Origin of the sequence: Lederbergia panacisoli, assembly GCF_024626525.1 — a bacterium.
GTDB classification, from domain to species: Bacteria; Bacillota; Bacilli; order Bacillales; family Bacillaceae_C; genus Lederbergia; species Lederbergia panacisoli.
This window is the reverse complement of the sequence record NZ_JANJGU010000001.1, coordinates 34,373-51,223: the sequence shown is the minus strand read 5'-3', so window position 1 is coordinate 51,223 and position 16,851 is coordinate 34,373. Positions and strand designations below refer to the sequence as shown.

General features: G+C 36.7%; 12 protein-coding genes. 9 read left to right on the top strand and 3 right to left on the bottom strand.

Annotated features, from left to right (window positions below):
- Window positions 1-291: 291 nt before the first annotated feature.
- The 5 genes from NQ185_RS00220 to NQ185_RS00200 all read left to right on the top strand — a co-directional run bounded on the left by NQ185_RS00220 (window position 292) and on the right by NQ185_RS00200 (window position 8,045).
- Window positions 292-1,260, top strand: coding sequence for an ABC transporter permease (locus tag NQ185_RS00220; protein WP_257579508.1), 969 nt, complete (start codon window positions 292-294; stop codon window positions 1,258-1,260).
- A 14-nt stretch (window positions 1,261-1,274) separates the two neighbouring features.
- The gene (locus NQ185_RS00215) at window positions 1,275-2,180 is read left to right on the top strand and encodes a carbohydrate ABC transporter permease (protein WP_257579507.1); all 906 of its coding nucleotides are present in this window, start codon (window positions 1,275-1,277) and stop codon (window positions 2,178-2,180) included.
- 91 nt (window positions 2,181-2,271) lie between these two features.
- Window positions 2,272-3,882 (top strand): extracellular solute-binding protein, encoded by a 1,611-nt coding sequence (locus tag NQ185_RS00210; RefSeq protein ID WP_257579506.1) that lies wholly within the window; start codon window positions 2,272-2,274, stop codon window positions 3,880-3,882.
- A 138-nt stretch (window positions 3,883-4,020) separates the two neighbouring features.
- Window positions 4,021-6,732, top strand: coding sequence for an alpha-mannosidase (locus NQ185_RS00205; RefSeq protein ID WP_257579505.1), 2,712 nt, complete (start codon window positions 4,021-4,023; stop codon window positions 6,730-6,732).
- Window positions 6,732-8,045, top strand: coding sequence for a glycoside hydrolase family 125 protein (locus NQ185_RS00200; protein ID WP_257579504.1), 1,314 nt, complete (start codon window positions 6,732-6,734; stop codon window positions 8,043-8,045). The genes NQ185_RS00205 and NQ185_RS00200 overlap by 1 nt, the downstream gene beginning before the upstream one ends.
- Before the next feature lie 393 nt (window positions 8,046-8,438).
- On the opposite strand, the gene NQ185_RS00195 is transcribed toward NQ185_RS00200, so the two are convergent.
- A complete protein-coding gene (locus tag NQ185_RS00195; RefSeq protein ID WP_257579503.1) occupies window positions 8,439-9,713 on the bottom strand; it encodes an acetyl-CoA hydrolase/transferase family protein in 1,275 nt (424 codons plus the stop codon).
- 419 nt (window positions 9,714-10,132) lie between these two features.
- On the bottom strand, window positions 10,133-10,597 hold the full coding sequence (locus NQ185_RS00190) for a low molecular weight protein-tyrosine-phosphatase (RefSeq protein ID WP_257579502.1): 465 nt from the start codon (window positions 10,595-10,597) through the stop codon (window positions 10,133-10,135).
- Window positions 10,598-10,991: 394 nt separating this feature from the next.
- On the opposite strand from NQ185_RS00190, the gene NQ185_RS00185 reads away from it, so the two are divergent.
- Together NQ185_RS00185 and NQ185_RS00180 are read left to right on the top strand one after the other, a co-directional pair.
- The gene (locus NQ185_RS00185) at window positions 10,992-11,555 is read left to right on the top strand and encodes an RNA polymerase sigma factor (RefSeq protein ID WP_257579501.1); all 564 of its coding nucleotides are present in this window, start codon (window positions 10,992-10,994) and stop codon (window positions 11,553-11,555) included.
- Window positions 11,533-13,080: an anti-sigma factor family protein gene (locus NQ185_RS00180; RefSeq protein WP_257579500.1), complete on the top strand. Its 1,548-nt coding sequence runs from the start codon at window positions 11,533-11,535 to the stop codon at window positions 13,078-13,080. The genes NQ185_RS00185 and NQ185_RS00180 overlap by 23 nt, the downstream gene beginning before the upstream one ends.
- Before the next feature lie 72 nt (window positions 13,081-13,152).
- Here NQ185_RS00180 and NQ185_RS00175 read toward each other — a convergent pair whose 3' ends face one another.
- Window positions 13,153-14,745 carry a M2 family metallopeptidase gene (locus NQ185_RS00175; protein WP_257579499.1) on the bottom strand — a complete coding sequence of 531 codons (1,593 nt, stop codon included), beginning with the start codon at window positions 14,743-14,745 and terminating at the stop codon, window positions 13,153-13,155.
- A 353-nt stretch (window positions 14,746-15,098) separates the two neighbouring features.
- Here NQ185_RS00175 and NQ185_RS20295 point away from each other — a divergent pair, with 353 nt between their 5' ends.
- On the top strand, window positions 15,099-15,173 hold the full coding sequence (locus tag NQ185_RS20295) for a hypothetical protein (RefSeq protein WP_373370764.1): 75 nt from the start codon (window positions 15,099-15,101) through the stop codon (window positions 15,171-15,173).
- Window positions 15,174-15,456: 283 nt separating this feature from the next.
- Complete coding sequence (locus tag NQ185_RS00165) at window positions 15,457-16,731, top strand: transposase (protein ID WP_257579498.1); 1,275 nt, start codon at window positions 15,457-15,459, stop codon at window positions 16,729-16,731.
- The last annotated feature ends 120 nt before the right edge of the window (window positions 16,732-16,851 follow it).

Below are 16,851 nucleotides of genomic sequence, written 5' to 3'. Positions count from 1 at the left end.
ATCAAAAAAGAAGAAATTGCCTAAATAGCATAAGGCAATTTCTTCTTTTTTATTGCTAAGATTTTTATTCAATCCATTTAATTTACCTAGTATTATCAAGGTTTACCCGTAATGAATAAAAAACACATTGCATCAAAAATGACACATCGACACATTACACCATCGAACAATATACAAAAAGATATTTACATATAAGAGTTGTCATAGGAAAACGGTGGAAAAAACGACATATTGATAGAGGTTAATGAAAGAGATACGCTGAAAGCAGTTTCAAACGAAGGAGGGACATCGATGAAAGCGAATACTGAAACCGTTCTACTAAAAAGCAAGGGTGTAGATCTAACGAATCAAAGGAAAAAGACGAAAATTAAAAAGATATTACAAAACTGGGAACTATACATCTTTATTCTTCCTGCATTTTTATACTTTTTTATTTTCCACTATATTCCTATGTATGGGATTCAAATAGCGTTTAGAGACTATATTCCCACTTTAGGTTTTACTGGCAGTGAATGGGTTGGTCTTAAACATTTCCTAAGGTTTTTTGATTCATATTATTTTTGGGATCTATTAAAAAACACATTAGGGATAAGCGTTTATGAATTAATAGTTGGGTTTCCGCTGCCTATTATTTTAGCTTTATTATTAAATGAGGCTAAAGATGGGTTGTATAAAAGAACTGTGCAAACAGTTACATATGCACCACACTTCATTTCCGTAGTCGTTTTATCCGGAATGATCATTGCTTTCCTATCTCCAACAACTGGTATTTTAAACCATGCTCTTCAGTTTTTAGGATTTGAACCTATATCTTTTATGACAGATCCGAAATGGTTTAAAACTGTATATGTATTATCTGGCGTATGGCAAAGTACAGGTTGGGGAACGATTATTTATCTTGCCGCACTTTCTGGTGTTGATGCAGAGCAACATGAAGCAGCAATCATGGATGGTGCAACGCGTTTACAACGGCTTCGTCATATCAATATTCCTACGATCGTTCCGACGATGATCATCCTATTGATTATGAGTCTTGGGAATATTATGGCGTTAGGGTTTGAAAAGATATTACTATTGCAAAACCCATTGAACCTTGAATCGTCCAATGTTATTGCAACGTTTGTGTACCAAGCTGGTTTATTAGATGCGCAGTATAGTTTTGCTGCAGCTGTAGGACTATTTAATTCCGTCATAAATGCAATTTTGCTAGTTGTAGTGAATCAAATTGCTAGAAAAACTAGTGAAACGAGTCTATGGTAAGGAGATGAAAAATCATGGGTTCACATATACCTCAAACAAGAACAGACAAACTTTTTAACGTGTTTGTATACGTATGTATTACTTTTGCACTTTTGGTTGTTCTATACCCATTAATTTATATTATTAGTGCTTCAATCAGTAATCCATCATACGTAAACAGCGGTAAAATGTGGCTTTTCCCGAAAGATATTACTTGGGAAGGCTACAGGCTAATTTTTGATAATAAAGAAATATGGCAAGGGTATTTAATGACTTTCTTTTATACAGGATTGGGTACTTTCATCAACCTAGCTGTTACGATACCTGCCGCCTATGCTCTATCTAGAAAAGATTTTTATGGTAGAGGTTTATTTACCGGTATGTTCGTTCTCACAATGTTCTTTAGCGGCGGTTTGATTCCGACTTATCTAGTAGTTAAAAACTTAGGGATGATTAATTCGGTCTGGGCGATGGTATTACCAAATGCTGCAGCTGTATGGAACATTATTATTTCTCGCGTTTTCTTCCAATCTACAATACCAAAAGGATTAGAAGAAGCGGCAATTATCGATGGAGCTTCCAACTTTAAACTATTTACTAAGATTATTTTGCCGCTATCCGCACCAATCATCGCTGTAATGGCATTATTCTATGGTGTAGGTCACTGGAATGGATATTTTAATGCGTTAGTCTATCTTTCTGACCGTAAATTATATCCACTTCAATTAGTGTTAAGAGAAATTCTTGTTTTACAAGATATGTCTTCTAACAATACGAACATCACAGGCGAAATGGCACAGTTAATGCATAGTAAACAACAATTAGCCGCAATTATTAAATACGGGGTAATGATTGTTTCTACTTTACCAGTCATTATAATATATCCGTTTTTACAACGATACTTCGTTAAAGGAGTAATGATTGGTTCCTTAAAAGGCTAAGTATTTACAAATAATTTTAAGGGGGTGGTTACACTTAGAGGATCAATATCTTTTAACTAATCATATTCATTATTTTGAAAGGGGTAAAAAGATGAAAAAGACTACGAAGATCTTGTCAATATCAATTGCTGCGATGCTCTTACTAGGTGCTTGTAGCTCTGGAAAAAGTTCAGATGGTAATAATGGCGGAAAAGATTCCTCAGCAAACAAAGTAACCGTAAATAAAGAAGGTTTCCCAATCGTTGATGAAAAAATCACACTCTCTTTAATGGCACCGGGGACTGGTATGGCGGAATGGAAAGACATGCCAACTCTAAAAGAATATGCTGAAAAAACGAATATCGATTTTAAATACGATACTCCACCATTAAGCGACTTCCAAACGAAGTTAAACCTGGCATTTGCTAGTGGAGATGTTGCTGATATTATTTTCGCTGCAGGCTCTGACAATTTAACTTCTGGTATGGAAGTTAAATACGGCAAACAAGGGGTATTACTTCCTTTAGAAGATTTAATTGATGAATATGCTCCTAATTTCAAAGCGTTAATGGAAGCAAATCCTGAAATCAAAAAATCTATTACAACTACAGATGGTCATATATATGCATTGCCAGTCATTAACCAACATCCAACATCAGCTTGGCCAGCAGGTCCACTATGGTATAACGGTAAATGGCTTGACGCTCTAGGCGTTAAAGAAGTACCTAAAACTACAGATGAGCTATATGATTTATTAGTTCGCTTTAAAAATGAAGATCCAAACGGTAATGGCAAAGCAGATGAAATTCCATTACTTGACGTCAAAATGAACAGCAGCCGTACATGGTTCTTAGCTGCATTTGGAATGAAAAAATGGGGTATTGAAGAAGTTGACGGAAAAGTTAGATATGCACCAACCTCCGAAAATTACAAAGAATACTTAACATATATGAATAAGCTTTTTAAAGAAGAATTGTTAGATCCAGAGACTTTCTCTCAATCTGATGAACAGAAAAAAGCTAAAGGGCAAGAAAATAGACTTGGTTTATTCCCTGATTGGTTCTCCTTCTTTACGACTGGTGAAACCGAAGAAGTAGCAATGAATAACCCAATGTTCCAACCTTTAACAAGCTCTGTTTCACCTGAAATTGTTTTACCTGGAAATCCTGGAATTAGTAGAGGCGCTTTTGCCATTACATCAAATAATAAGTCACCAGAAGCATCTATTAGATGGGTTGATTATCTATACTCAAAAGAAGGTAGAGACTTCTTTGACCAAGGTCCTGAAGGATATCTATGGAAACAAGGCGAAAATGGTGAAAGAGAATACCTTGAAGTTCCAAAAGAATATGCAAGCAGTGAAGATTATCGCGGAACATTAACTCCTGCTTATGGTATTGCTGTACCAATGCTCGTTGATTTAGTTGAAGGTGCGCCAAGATCAGATTTTGATTTGTTCATTGAAAAAGAAACACAAGCAAAAATTGATCCTGTTGCAGAAACAGCATATCCATTAGTATATTTCTCTGATGAAGAACAAGAAAAAATCAATACAATTGAAGTAGATTTAAAATCCTATGTTGAACAAATGGAAGCTAAATTCATTACTGGTGTTGAACCATTATCAAACTGGGATAAATACGTAGACACCATCAATAAAATGAAGATTGATGAACTCGTTAAAATTTACCAAGAAGCTTATGATCGTTTTGCACAAAACTAATATTTAATGATCCAAAAATTGTAAGTATGACACGCATAAAATTTCAGCCACCGGTATTATTACGGTGGTTGTTTTTTACTAAAATAACATATAATTAGCGGGTTTTTTCATTGAGATAAAGAGAAAGGACAGAATACTATGGCAAAAACGACTGCACATATTATTTCTCATTCACATTGGGATCGTGAATGGTATCTTCCATTTGAGAAACATCGTTACTATTTAATAAAACTAATGGATGCATTACTAGAAAAATTGGAACATGATCCTGAATATAAAAGCTTTCATCTAGATGGACAAACAATCATAATAGATGACTATTTAGAAGTGAAACCAGAAAAATATGATCTGTTAAAGAAATATATTGAAGAAAAAAGAATTATTATCGGCCCTTGGTATATTTTGCAAGATGCATTTCTAACTAGCGCTGAAGCAAATGTACGTAATTTGCTCGTTGGCATGAAAGATGCAAAAAAATTCGGACCTTTTTCCAAGCTTGGTTATTTTCCAGATACATTCGGAATTTATGGACAGGCACCACAAATATTAAATCAAGCGGGAATAGAAGAAGCAGCATTTGGGAGAGGCGTAAAACCAACTGGATTTAATAATACGGTCAGCGACTCGGAAAATTTTGAATCTCCATATTCGGAATTAGAATGGCAATCACCCGATGGATCAAGTGTTTTAGGTGTTTTATTTGCGAATTGGTATTCAAACGGAAATGAGATTCCGGCTCTTCAAGATGAAGCGAAAAGATATTGGGAACAGAAGCTTGCAGATGCGAAAAAATATGCTTCCACCTCTCATTTGCTGTTTATGAATGGCTGTGATCATCAACCTTTGCAAAAAGACCTTCCTGAAGCACTAGAATTAGCAAATGAACTGTATCCTGATATTGAATTCAAGCATTCCAATTTTGAGGAATATATGGAGAAAGTAAGAAATAACCTTCCTCAAAAATTACAAATCGTTAAAGGCGAGTTGCGCAATCAACGTACAGATGGATGGTCTACACTTGTTAATACTGCATCAGCTCGAATTTATTTAAAACAAATGAATCATTCCGCGCAAATAAAGCTCGAACGTCTAGCAGAACCACTTGCTGCATTTGCTTTTATGAATGGAGAAGAGTACCCCGAGGACTATTTGAATTTCGCATGGAAGCAGCTTATGCAAAACCATCCGCATGACAGCATTTGTGGATGTTCTGTAGATGAAGTTCATGAAGAAATGGTCACCCGCTTTAAAAAGGTCGATCAAATAGCAGATATGCTAATTGAAGAACAAACGAATAAGCTAGCGGGGAAAATCGATACATCTGCACCTAGTGGATACGAAAAAGCAATTCCTCTCATCGTCATGAATACTTCGGGCTACAAACGCCGTACAGTAATCGAAAAAGTTGTTGATTTTGAAAAAGTCTATTTTGGGGAAATGCCTTTACAAGAAATACATGGACATTTAAAGGATAAATCCTTGCCAAAACTTTCGATCGTAAACGCAAATGGAGAAGAGATGTCAGCGACTATAGAAGATCTTGGTGCAGAATTTGGTTACGATTTGCCAGATAATAAGTTTAGGCAGCCTTTTTATACAAAAAAGGTAAAGGTAATTTTTTCAACAGATGAGCTCCCTGAATTTGGCTATGGCACATACTTTTTAGTAGAAAAAGAGTCCAAAGATTATTCCAACGAAATCGCCAAAGACAAAAATATTCTTGAAAATGATTATCTTCGTGTCACAGTTCATAATGATGGAAAGTATGACATTCTTTATAAACCGACAGGAAAAGAATATAGAGATATTGGCAGCTATGAAGATACAAGCGATATCGGAAATGAATATATGTTTAAAAAAGCGACAGGAGAAAAAGCGTATTCAACTAAGGGCTTGGAAGCTCAAGTGAATATAGTTGAAAATAATGACTCAAGAGGAGTCATTGAAATTGTTCATCAATTTGCTATTCCTGAAGCAGCTCATGTGGAGTTAGAAAATATTAAAGACAAACTTGTTTGGCATAAATTTCGTGAGGTAAAGCGTTCAGATGAATTAACAACAATTACACTAAAAACGACTCTAATGCTTAATCAACATGCAAAAGGCTTGGCCGTAAAGTTGGAGCTTGACAATACAGCTAGGGATCATCGTTTAAGAGTTGTATATCCAACTGGTTTCGAAACAGACCATCATTTAGCCGAAAGCGTTTTTGAAATTGTAAAAAGACCGAATAAACCGGAGATAGAATGGACGAATCCGAGCTTTGACCACCATCAACATTCTTTCGCCTCCTTGTCAGATGGGAAAAACGGTTTAACGGTGGCTACAAAAGGCTTACAGGAATATGAAATTGTTGAGGAAAACACAACTTTAGCGATTACAGTTTTAAGGGCAGTTTCTGAACTAGGAGACTGGGGATACTTCCCAACACCAGAGGCGCAATGCCAAGGAAAACAAACAGCAGAATGGTTTGTCATTCCCCATGAAGATGATGCCATTACAGCTAAAGCGTATGAAGCAGCCTATGATTTCCAAATCCCGGCAATATGTATTCAATCGTTGGAACATATTGGTGAATTACCTGCAAACGGATCATTTTTCGCATGGGAAAGCAATGGACTAGTTTTTTCAAGCATTAAAAAAGGGGAAACAAACGACAATCTATTTTTCCGTGTCTATAATCCTTCTAAGCTGAAAAAAACATTGACCGTTGACGCATTGACGAATGTAAATTATTTCGAGAGTAATATTATAGAAGAAAAATTAGCGGAGGCAGGCAATACATATCAAAATATTCCTGTAGATGCTTATAAAATCGTAACAGTAGGGATGGAAGGAGTAAAAGAATAATGACTATACCAGCATCACTGCAACATATTATTGAGCAAGTAAAAGTGGCTTTTCCTGGAGAAACGAAGTTACATGGGATGTTTTCACAATGCTTTGTTAATACGTATTCAACAACTTTACAGCCATTGGAAGATGGGACAACTTTCGTGATTACAGGAGATATTCCTGCCATGTGGCTTCGTGATTCCGCGGCGCAAGTTCGCCCTTATTTATTGGCGGCAAATGAAGATGAAGAGATTAAGAATATGCTAGTTGGAGTTGTAAATAGACAAATCCGGTTTATCCTACATGATCCATATGCGAATGCATTTAATAGTTCCGCGAGCGGTGAAAGATACCATGAAGATCAAACGGAGATGACCCCATGGCTTTGGGAACGCAAATATGAGGTTGATTCTTTATGCTACCCAATCCAACTTGCTTATTTGCTTTGGAAAACAACAGGTGAAACTACCCATTTAGGGGAAGAGTTTCAAGATGCAGTTAGAACAATCATAAAAGTATGGAGAACAGAACAAGACCATGAAAACAATTCACCATACCGTTTTGAACGTGAAACGAATTTACACACCGAAACATTAAAACGCGATGGAAAAGGTGGAAAGGTTGCACCAACAGGGATGACATGGAGCGGATTCCGTCCAAGTGATGATGCTTGCACGTATGGTTATCTTGTGCCGGCCAATATGTTTGCTTCAGTGGTCATGGGATATGCAGCTGAGATTAGTGAAAAAGTATTGAATGATTCTCAGTTAGCTGCGGAATGCAGGTCACTTGGTCAAGAAATCCGTCAAGGGATTGAAGAATACGGGACGATTGAACATCCGTTTTATGGAAAAATATATGCTTATGAAGTGGATGGAATGGGTGGCTATCTACTCATGGATGACGCAAACGTACCAAGCTTGCTTTCAGCACCATATCTCGGATACTGCGATTTTGACGATGAAATCTATCAAAATACAAGAAACTTTATTTTAAGTAGAAACAATCCATATTATTATGAAGGAAAAGCTGCAAGAGGAATCGGCAGCCCCCATACACCGGATCATTATATTTGGCATATCGCTCTTTCTATTCAGGGAATGACTAGTTTGAATGATAATGAAAAGGAAAGGATCTTGCATACACTTCTAAATACAGATGGGGGAACAGGATTCATGCATGAAGGATTCAACGCATCAAATCCAGAAGAATTCACTCGTGAATGGTTTGCATGGTCCAACACTATGTTTAGTGAGTTTGTGCTTAGCTATATTGGCAAAGCAGTTAAAGGCAGTCCTTTATATGAAAAAGTGAATATTAAAGAATAACTAAGTAAAATTGGAACGATGATTTTGAGGACACTTTTTACCTTGACTGTTGATTTCCGCTGCAGGTGTTCGCTTTCCGCGGGCGGTACGGGGAGCTTCCTCGGCGCCGGGGCGCCTGCGGGATCTCCCCAGTTCCGTATTCCCGCAGGAGTCTTACACCTTCCGCTACAATCAACATTGTTCCAAAATTATGTGTCTGCTTTTTAAGGAGAAAACTGATACATTTTTTCCTTACTTGTTAATGCTAAGGATTAATAGATAAATCCCTTTCCTCCTTTGCTTTAAAGGAAGGAAAGCCTTGAAGTCAACATTCAAACAACTTTTATAGCACCTCCCGGATAAAACTTGTTACCATTATAGGAGGTGCCCCTTCATTAATCTTCAATTAAATTTTCAGATAAGAAATCCCATTCTCTTAGCCTCAAAAGTTAATTCATCTCTAAATTTTGGATGGGCAATTTCTATAAGTAATTTTGTTCTTTCATAGATGCTTTTCCCTTTTAATTGGGTAATTCCATATTCCGTTACGACGTAATCAACGTCATTTTTGGAAGTGGTCACGACGGATCCTGGGGCGAGTATCGGCTGGATTCTTGAAATCGTGTCATTTTTAGCTGTTGAATAGAGGCAAATGAATCCTTTGCCGTTTTTTGCAAAGCGGACACCTGTTCCGAAATCTGCTTGTCTACCAGTTGAACTATAATATTTCCCCGCAACCGTTTCGGAAGCACATTGACCATAAAAGTCAACCTCGGTTGTCGCATTAATCGCAACCATATTATCTTCCTGGGCGATAATCCGTGGGTCATTGACTTTATCGACGGATAACATTTCGATACTGTGGTTATTTTCCATAAAATCATATAAACTTCTTGATCCTAGCGCAAAGGTAGCTACCATTTTTTCCTTATATGTCTTTTTTTCTGTACCTGTGATGACACCTTGTTGAACTAAATGATGAATCCCGTCCGTAAGCATTTCGGTATGGATGCCTAAATTTCGGTGATGACTTAATAGCCCAACAACGGCATTCGGAATCCCGCCAATTCCCACTTGTAAAGTAGAGCCATGATCAATTCTTTCTGCAATATATTCTGCAATTTTTTGGTCAATATCCCGCACTGGTATTTCAGGCAGCTCATGGAGGGGCTGATTGTGATGAATCAATGCTTCAACTTGCGAAATATGAATCTTGTTTTCTCCAACGCTTCGTGGTACATGTTCATTTACTTGAATAACAAAAGGTGCTTTACCAATAAAATGAGCCGTATAATCAGCTTCAGTCCCTAAAGAGAAAAAACCATTTTCATCCATTGGTGATGTTTGACAAACAATGACTGGATTTTTTGTTACTTCTTCTAAAAGTTGAGGCATTTGATGAAAGTGGTTGGGCATTAAATCACATTTTCCATTTGAAAATGCCTTTCTAGCAAATCCATTCATAAAGTAAGAGACATAGCGGATATTGGGAAACTCTCCTTGAATATATTGCCGATTTTTCATTTCCAAAATTTGATGAAGTCGTAAAAATGAAAAAGCACCGGGATTTTCGTCAATCAAATTTAAAATATAATCTGGTTCTCCATTTCCCATTGATACTATGACATCGTGATATTTAGATAGAAGAGATAATATTTCATTTTGATTTTTTTCTTTGATGTTTTTCATAGATGCAATCCTTTCATTATGCTAATTTCTATAAAATTACTATATATTTAACATGTATTTAGTCCGATAACGTGAATATACCAACTAATAGTACTAGGTGTCAATTTAAAGGAGATTAGTGTTATCGGTAGTTTAAATTGGTTCTCATAGCTTTAAATTAGGGGACGCTCAATACACTATGACCGCTGAGGAAATGGGTTATCAAAAGTATTTTGTCCAATGGAAAGAACAAGGATTGTTTAACTAAAGGAAGATTGTTGAAAATGAAAGTGTGGGACTGCGGCGGCGATTCTTAACTCAATGAATACAAGGACACCTAATTAATTCACTTTCTGTAATTTCCTAAGCTATATATTCACAGTCATTCGCTTGAGGTAGTCTTTTCAAACCGATCCAAAGCTTGTAAATCCACTTGCAAGTTATATGTTTTTTTCACTTCGTATTTTATTTAGTAATGCCCGGCAACCAGCTGAAACAAGACGAAAGGTTTCATCAAAATCACCTGTGTAAAATGGATCGGGAACGTCTTTCCTGTATTCGGTTAAATCGAGTAGCCTAATGATCTTTGGATGATTAGGCCTTTCGGTGATCCTGTAAATATTTTTAATATTGCTTTCATCCATACCAATAATATAATCGTACTTCCAAAAGTCTTCTTTCTCCAGTCTGCGTCCAATAAGCCCGTCGGAAGAGATATTGTATTTCTTTAGAATTTCAAGAGTTCCTTCGTGCGGAGGAAAACCGATTTGCCATAGACTGGTTGCAGCAGAATCAACTGCAATTTTATTTGTCAAATTTTCTTTTTTGACCAAGTAACGAAACAAAGCCTCAGCCATCGGTGAACGGCAAATATTCCCCAGGCACACAAATAAAATATTGATCATGACTACCCCTTTTTGTTAACCTTATTTTTTTCCAATTTAAAATCTTTGTTGTAATTAATATGTATTATAGTGGATTTGATAAACAGGCGAACTTACCTCCATATGCACCATTCGCCATGAACAGAGGCTTCTTAACATTTCTTTTTGTAATTACAACATATGTACACAACATCATATAAGTTAATCGAAGAGAAGCTAAGCTTTTAAACATAGCCCCCTGTCCTTCAGTATAGAAAAAACATCTATTTATAATAAGTAACCACAAACTACCGTTTTCAGTATCTTTTTAAAAAATTTCATCAATACATGAAATTTTTCTAATCCAATACTCGTTATAATAGATGAAGTACAAAAACGAGACATGCGCATGGTCGTTTGAGGTAGGAGGTTCACAATGCAAGAGGAATTTCAATGGATCCAGGAAGTGCTGGCAGGCAACAAACAAGCCTATACACACATTATTAATAAATATAAAAATCAGTTATATGCCACGATTTTGCGTATGACAAAAAATCCACACGATGCACAAGATTTAGTACAGGAAGCATTTATTAAAGTGTATTACCAACTTGAAAAATATAATGAAAGAGGATCCTTTTCTGGTTGGTTTTATAGTGTGGCCATTAATCATTGTATGGATGAATTTCGAAAGAAACGTTACAAACAGGTGGAAATGACCGAAAAAATAATGGGAAAGAACCCCAACCATCCTGAAGTTGTTTTTCTAAAAAGGGAGGAAAACAGACAGTTAGAGCAGCTATTGAGTACTCTTCCAGAAGATGAGCGAATGATCATCCTTTTACGATATGTCAATGAGTTGAGCTATGAAGAGATAAGTGAACTGGTAGATGTCCCTATTTCAACAGTTCGCAATAAACTTCATCGAGCTAAGAAAAAATTGAGAAATACAGTTAACTGTGAAGGAGGCTATTTTAATGAAATGTCCAACTGTAGATGAGCTTTCGAATTATTTAGATGATTTAGAATCTGGTCATGAATCCGTTAATATAGACAACCATCTAAAAAACTGCATCGAATGCAAGCGAGTTGTAAAAGCACTCATAGAAGAACAACAATTTATAAAAGAAACATTCAAAACACCAACATTATCGGATGATTTTGCCTCACTCGTTCTCGATCAGCTTGAGCCATATGAAAAGAAAACATCCCTACAAAAAGGAACTCGTCGGAAACGCACTGCACTCGCGGAATCTAAGGGCGGCCAGCAATCGGTCAAGCCTAAAAAGAATCGTATTTTAATCGCCGCTGCCTGCTTGTTGATTGCTCTTCCGACGACCGCTTTCGGTGCAGCAAAAGCCTATGATATGTTAGTCCAAAAACAAGGTTATGAAGTAAATATTTCAGTGTTAAATAAGATTTTCAATAAGAAAGACAGTTGGTATAAGATGAATGTCGGCTATCTACCAGATAATATGGAAGCAAACGATAGCTTGGCTATGAAATATTCCTTTAAAGATAACTATGCAAATGGTGGTTTTTCATTCATTCTTTGGAGATTAGGGAAAAATTCTGATTTTCAAACTTTGTATGCAAACAACTACGAAGAAAAGGAGATAAACGGCAGGAAGGCAGTGATTGTTACTAAAGATACTGGAAACAAAAATGTTGTGTTTGATAGACAGGTCTTTCTTTTATTCCAAGAAGAGGGGATCATGTTACAAAGTTATGTTGGGAATGATGTAACTGATCAACAAATGATGAAAGTCATGGAAGGCATTTCACTAGAATCAACAACGGAGGAAAAGGCAACATACACAGTGGATTATGACGGATCCCTCTTTAAGGAGGACAAACCAACAAAATCACGCGTGATTCCGTTGAAAAAAGACAGCAACCGATTATTTAGCGTAGGTCAAACGGTTCCAGTAACCATAAATGAGGTAGACAAACTTGAATATGTAATAGAAAAAGTTGAAATTTTTGATTCAATTAATGATTTTAAACAAGGGAACTTTAGTGATTTAGAAATACTAAGAGAAAATAAGGCTTTAGATCAGACAAATAAATTGGTACCGTACAACCGGGATGTATATAAAGTAGGAAATGGTAAAGATACTGTTGACGAATTAGTAGAATCGCCACTAGTTAATTTGAAGTTTGTCTACTTGACAACAACAGTGAAAAATACTGGTAAAAAGGCAACAGAAGAAATCTATATGCATCCGTCTTTACAAGTGCTTAAATCTGAAAAAAATGGATGGAACTATGCTGGAGAAGAGGGATTTGCTGTAGAAAGTATTATGACGGGCAAAGTTGATTATCTAGAACCCCATGGAAATGGAAAAAGCTTTTACAACATTGGCAGTATTCCGCCAGGAGAAACGATGAAGATTAATTTAGGCTTTTTTGTAGATGAGGATAAACTCGATTCAATCTTCCTTGATGCTTTCCATTACACTGGTTTCGGTAACACTGAAAACATGAATGCGAAAGATCGTTGGTGGATTGATATACGTCAATAGTAAAACGTGAAAAAATAGAAATAGGAAAGGATAGCCTAGACCATATAGTCATAGCTATCCTTTTTTTTACAATTATCTTTTCGCTTGAGTTTTGCAATAAACATCAACAAAGTGGGCTGGGTTTAATTTTTCGCCTGTTACACGGCTGATCTTTTCATTCCAGTTATAAAGTGCAGCTGGTTTGAAGAATTGATTGATAAGCATTTCCCCAGTTTCTTTTGTGAAAAAATCAGGAGAGATCTTCGTTTCAATATGACGAAGAAGCTGTGCTGCCATTAATTCTCCAAGCAGATAATTTTGGTAGTAAACAGGTGCGAGTGTAAAGTGAATTTTTGCGGCCCAATCGGGATTATCAGTTTCATCAGGAGGAGTGACGAGCTGAACTTCATTGACTGTTTTCCACCATAAAGCGTTTAAATCTTGATCGGGATTTTCGTACAGTTCTTTTTCGAAATATACAAAGGTAATGATCCATCTTCCTGCAATAAGCATTTGTAACTGCTGGTACTTTTCTAATTCAGGAGCAAGCTCATTTACTGTTTCTTCCTCAACTTGTAAGAAGCGCTTTAACCAACGAGGGTCTTTGCCCATTTTTCCAAATAGCATTGCGATTGATTCAGTTGTTAGGGTATGACTGTACGAACGTAATCCGAATGGAAGAATCGGGTCTACATATTTGAAATAAGCCGCATGGCCAAACTCATGTAAGTTCGTTTCCATCCAATATGAATCTTCCACTAAGTTACAAAGGACACGGACGTCACCTTCACGGTCAATATCCATGCAAAAGGCTGTTGGGTTTTTCTTTTCTCTAGGGAACAAATCGCTTTTTGCATATAGGTCATCAATTTCAATTCCCATTGAGTTGAATGTATCTGTCGTGATTTGGACAATATCTTTCCCTACGTAAAAAGGATCTAGATTGGTTGAATCAGATGGTGGTGCTTCTTGGAAAAAGGGATCGATATAATGCCATGGGCGTATATCCTCTCGATTAATTCCAAATCTAGCTGCTAAGCGTTCATCTAGTTCATTCTTCATTGAGCGGTAGGCCTCATCTGATTGAGCGATCAGTTCGTTGAAAATAGCGAATACCTCTTCACGGTCAAGTTCTTGAAGAGCAAAGCCCATTTGATGATGGTTATCATACCCGAGTAGTTTTGCAGCCTCGTTGCGCTTCTTCACAAGCTCAAGCAGGTCTTTTTCTACGACTTTACCAACCTCTTTACTTGCAAACCATACTTTTTTGCGTAATTCTTGGTCATCACTATTAACCAATATATCTCGAATATCATTGGCAGAATACTTCTTGCCATCCACTTCAGGAGAATATGTGTTGAATAATAAATTTAGTTCAGAAGAGCGTTTAGATAAATCAGCAATCATATCTTCAGGGAGTTGGTTGCCTTTCATGTCATTTAACAGAAGTTGAAGCTGGCGTTTTTCGATCTCTGTTATATTTTCCGTTTCTAAAAATTGTTTTGTTTTCTCGTATGTATCTTTTGAAGAGAATAAAAGATTGTATCTCGTTTCAGCTTCGCCTAATTTAGCAGCCCACTCTGGGTCCCCGGTTGTTTGTGCTATCCAGCTAGACTCTGCTGCATCTTTATATAATTCTTGCATTTGGTCATTGATATCTTTTAAGAATGTTTGTAGTGTTTCCATATGTATCAATACCTTTCTATATTTATGAAATAGCCGAGAATACTTGTGACTTTTGTCATAAGATGAATCGGCTTCGGATAGAGCGTGGCCAATGCCACGTTAACGATCCGACAAATACTATGCCAAATATGTGCAAAAAGGTAATAAAATATTACGATTATTCCTCCTAAAGACTTTAACATATGCTATCATATATTCAAATAGGGAACATGTGATCGCGTGAAGGGCTTAATAGGTGAAATGGATCCAGACCAAATGAGATATTGTTTTAAACCCAACTAATAATTTTAGTGAAACCGATTGCAATCATAATCATCTTCTTATCAATTGATCCCCAACATTCAATTCAAGCCATGATTAAAACGTTAAAAGTTGTATCTGCAAGATTGCTATTTAAAAAGTTTCCTAGCTTGAAAAAGAAAAAATGAAATGGCCATTTGTGGAATCCCAGTTACTTTTTCGTTAAACGCAATTGAACATCGGTACGTCAATATATTCGTATGCAACAAAAGAAATAGTGAAGGGAGTCGAACCTAGGTGTCTTTACCAACATACGTGGTGACTTTGCCTCTAAAAGTTGAAACATGGCAAGGGCACATCTTAGAAAAGCGCCTAAACATTGGGCGAAATATCTATAATGCCTGTTTAGGTGAAACGTGGCGCAGATATACATACATGATTCGCAATCCCCAATACTGGGAGGCGGTTCGTATGCCGAAAGGAAAGGAGCGCAATCAACTTCTTACTCAATTGAAAAACCAATACTGCGTTCGTAAATTTGACTTAAATAGGTACGTTCAAGGAATGGGACGTAAGTTCAAACGAAATATCGGTTCTCAAATGGCCCAGAATATCGCTGAACGTGCGTTTCGAGCAGTTGAAAAAATCATGTATGGAAAAGGAAGGAAAGTACGATTTTGTTCGGTTGGCCAATTTTTTTCATTAGAGGAAAAAACAAATAAGACAGGGTTTCGATACTTCTCCGAAAACAAATGCATAGAATGGTTAGGACTGATCATGCCTGTTATTCTTAAAGATTGTGACGAGTATGCACATATAGCCCTTCAAGGTAATATTAAATATTGCCGACTTGTTAAGAAAGTGATTCGTGGTAATAATCGATACTTCGTTCAATTTGTGCTGGAAGGTTTTCCGCCAAGGAAACGCAATCAGAACTATTCCAAAGATGAAAGCGCCCGCGTTGGATTGGATATTGGTATATCAACACTCGCCATTGCCTCTGAAAATGAAGTGAAATTATTTGAGTTGGCGGAAGGTTTATCGGTCGATGAACGTCAAAAAAGGATTCTGCAACGTACATTAGAGCGTAGGCGTAGAGCGAACAACCCAAACAAGTACAATACTGATGGTACAATCAATAAATCCAATCGAGAGAAATGGGTTCGAAGTGAAAATTATAAAAAAACACGAAAAGAATTAGCGGAAATGAGCAGAAAGATAGCTGATAAGAGAAAACTTGCTCACAATATATTAGCAAACTATATTCTTACGTTAGGTTTAGACATCCGAGTTGAAACAATGAATTTCAAAGGGCTCCAAGCGAAAGCAAAGAAGACGGAGATGAATAAGAAGACTCGACGATTCAAACGTAAAAAACGTTTTGGAAAGTCATTAGCAAATCGTGCACCCTCGATGCTTCTTACGATTATCGACAACAAACTAAAGTATCTCGGCTTATCCCTGAAAAGAATTGACACCGCTAGAGTAAAAGCCAGCCAATTCGAACACTTTACGCAAACGTATATAAAGAAAAAACTTTCAAAACGTTGGAACCACTTTGAACAAGGTGATGTTCAACGGGATTTGTATAGTGCCTTCCTAATCAAGAATACAAAAGATAATCTACGTGAAATAGATGTTAGACGGGCTAATAAAACATGGGACAACTTCTTTGAAAAACATGAACAAGAAATAGAACGAATAAAACAGATGACACGTAAACAATTAGGCAGTATTGGCTTGTGAAATTCAATACAAAAGGGTTTTGAACCGAGCCCACAGGGCGGTAATGGCAGCAATAGTTGCCTTGCCCATGAAAGTCTAAGGGAAATAGCTGAGTGGCTGATGTCAGCCGAAAACGTGTTT

Bases quoted from the DNA above. Each gene is read 5' to 3' on its own strand.
- NQ185_RS00165 (WP_257579498.1), top strand. From the start codon at position 15,457: ATGCCGAAAGGAAAGGAGCGCAATCAACTTCTTACTCAATTGAAAAAC.
- NQ185_RS00200 (WP_257579504.1), top strand. From the start codon at position 6,732: ATGACTATACCAGCATCACTGCAACATATTATTGAGCAAGTAAAAGTG.
- NQ185_RS00195 (WP_257579503.1), bottom strand. From the start codon at position 9,713: ATGAAAAACATCAAAGAAAAAAATCAAAATGAAATATTATCTCTTCTA.
- NQ185_RS00210 (WP_257579506.1), top strand. From the start codon at position 2,272: ATGAAAAAGACTACGAAGATCTTGTCAATATCAATTGCTGCGATGCTC.
- NQ185_RS00190 (WP_257579502.1), bottom strand. From the start codon at position 10,597: ATGATCAATATTTTATTTGTGTGCCTGGGGAATATTTGCCGTTCACCG.
- NQ185_RS00220 (WP_257579508.1), top strand. From the start codon at position 292: ATGAAAGCGAATACTGAAACCGTTCTACTAAAAAGCAAGGGTGTAGAT.
- NQ185_RS00185 (WP_257579501.1), top strand. From the start codon at position 10,992: ATGCAAGAGGAATTTCAATGGATCCAGGAAGTGCTGGCAGGCAACAAA.
- NQ185_RS00205 (WP_257579505.1), top strand. From the start codon at position 4,021: ATGGCAAAAACGACTGCACATATTATTTCTCATTCACATTGGGATCGT.
- NQ185_RS00215 (WP_257579507.1), top strand. From the start codon at position 1,275: ATGGGTTCACATATACCTCAAACAAGAACAGACAAACTTTTTAACGTG.
- NQ185_RS00180 (WP_257579500.1), top strand. From the start codon at position 11,533: ATGAAATGTCCAACTGTAGATGAGCTTTCGAATTATTTAGATGATTTA.
- NQ185_RS00175 (WP_257579499.1), bottom strand. From the start codon at position 14,745: ATGGAAACACTACAAACATTCTTAAAAGATATCAATGACCAAATGCAA.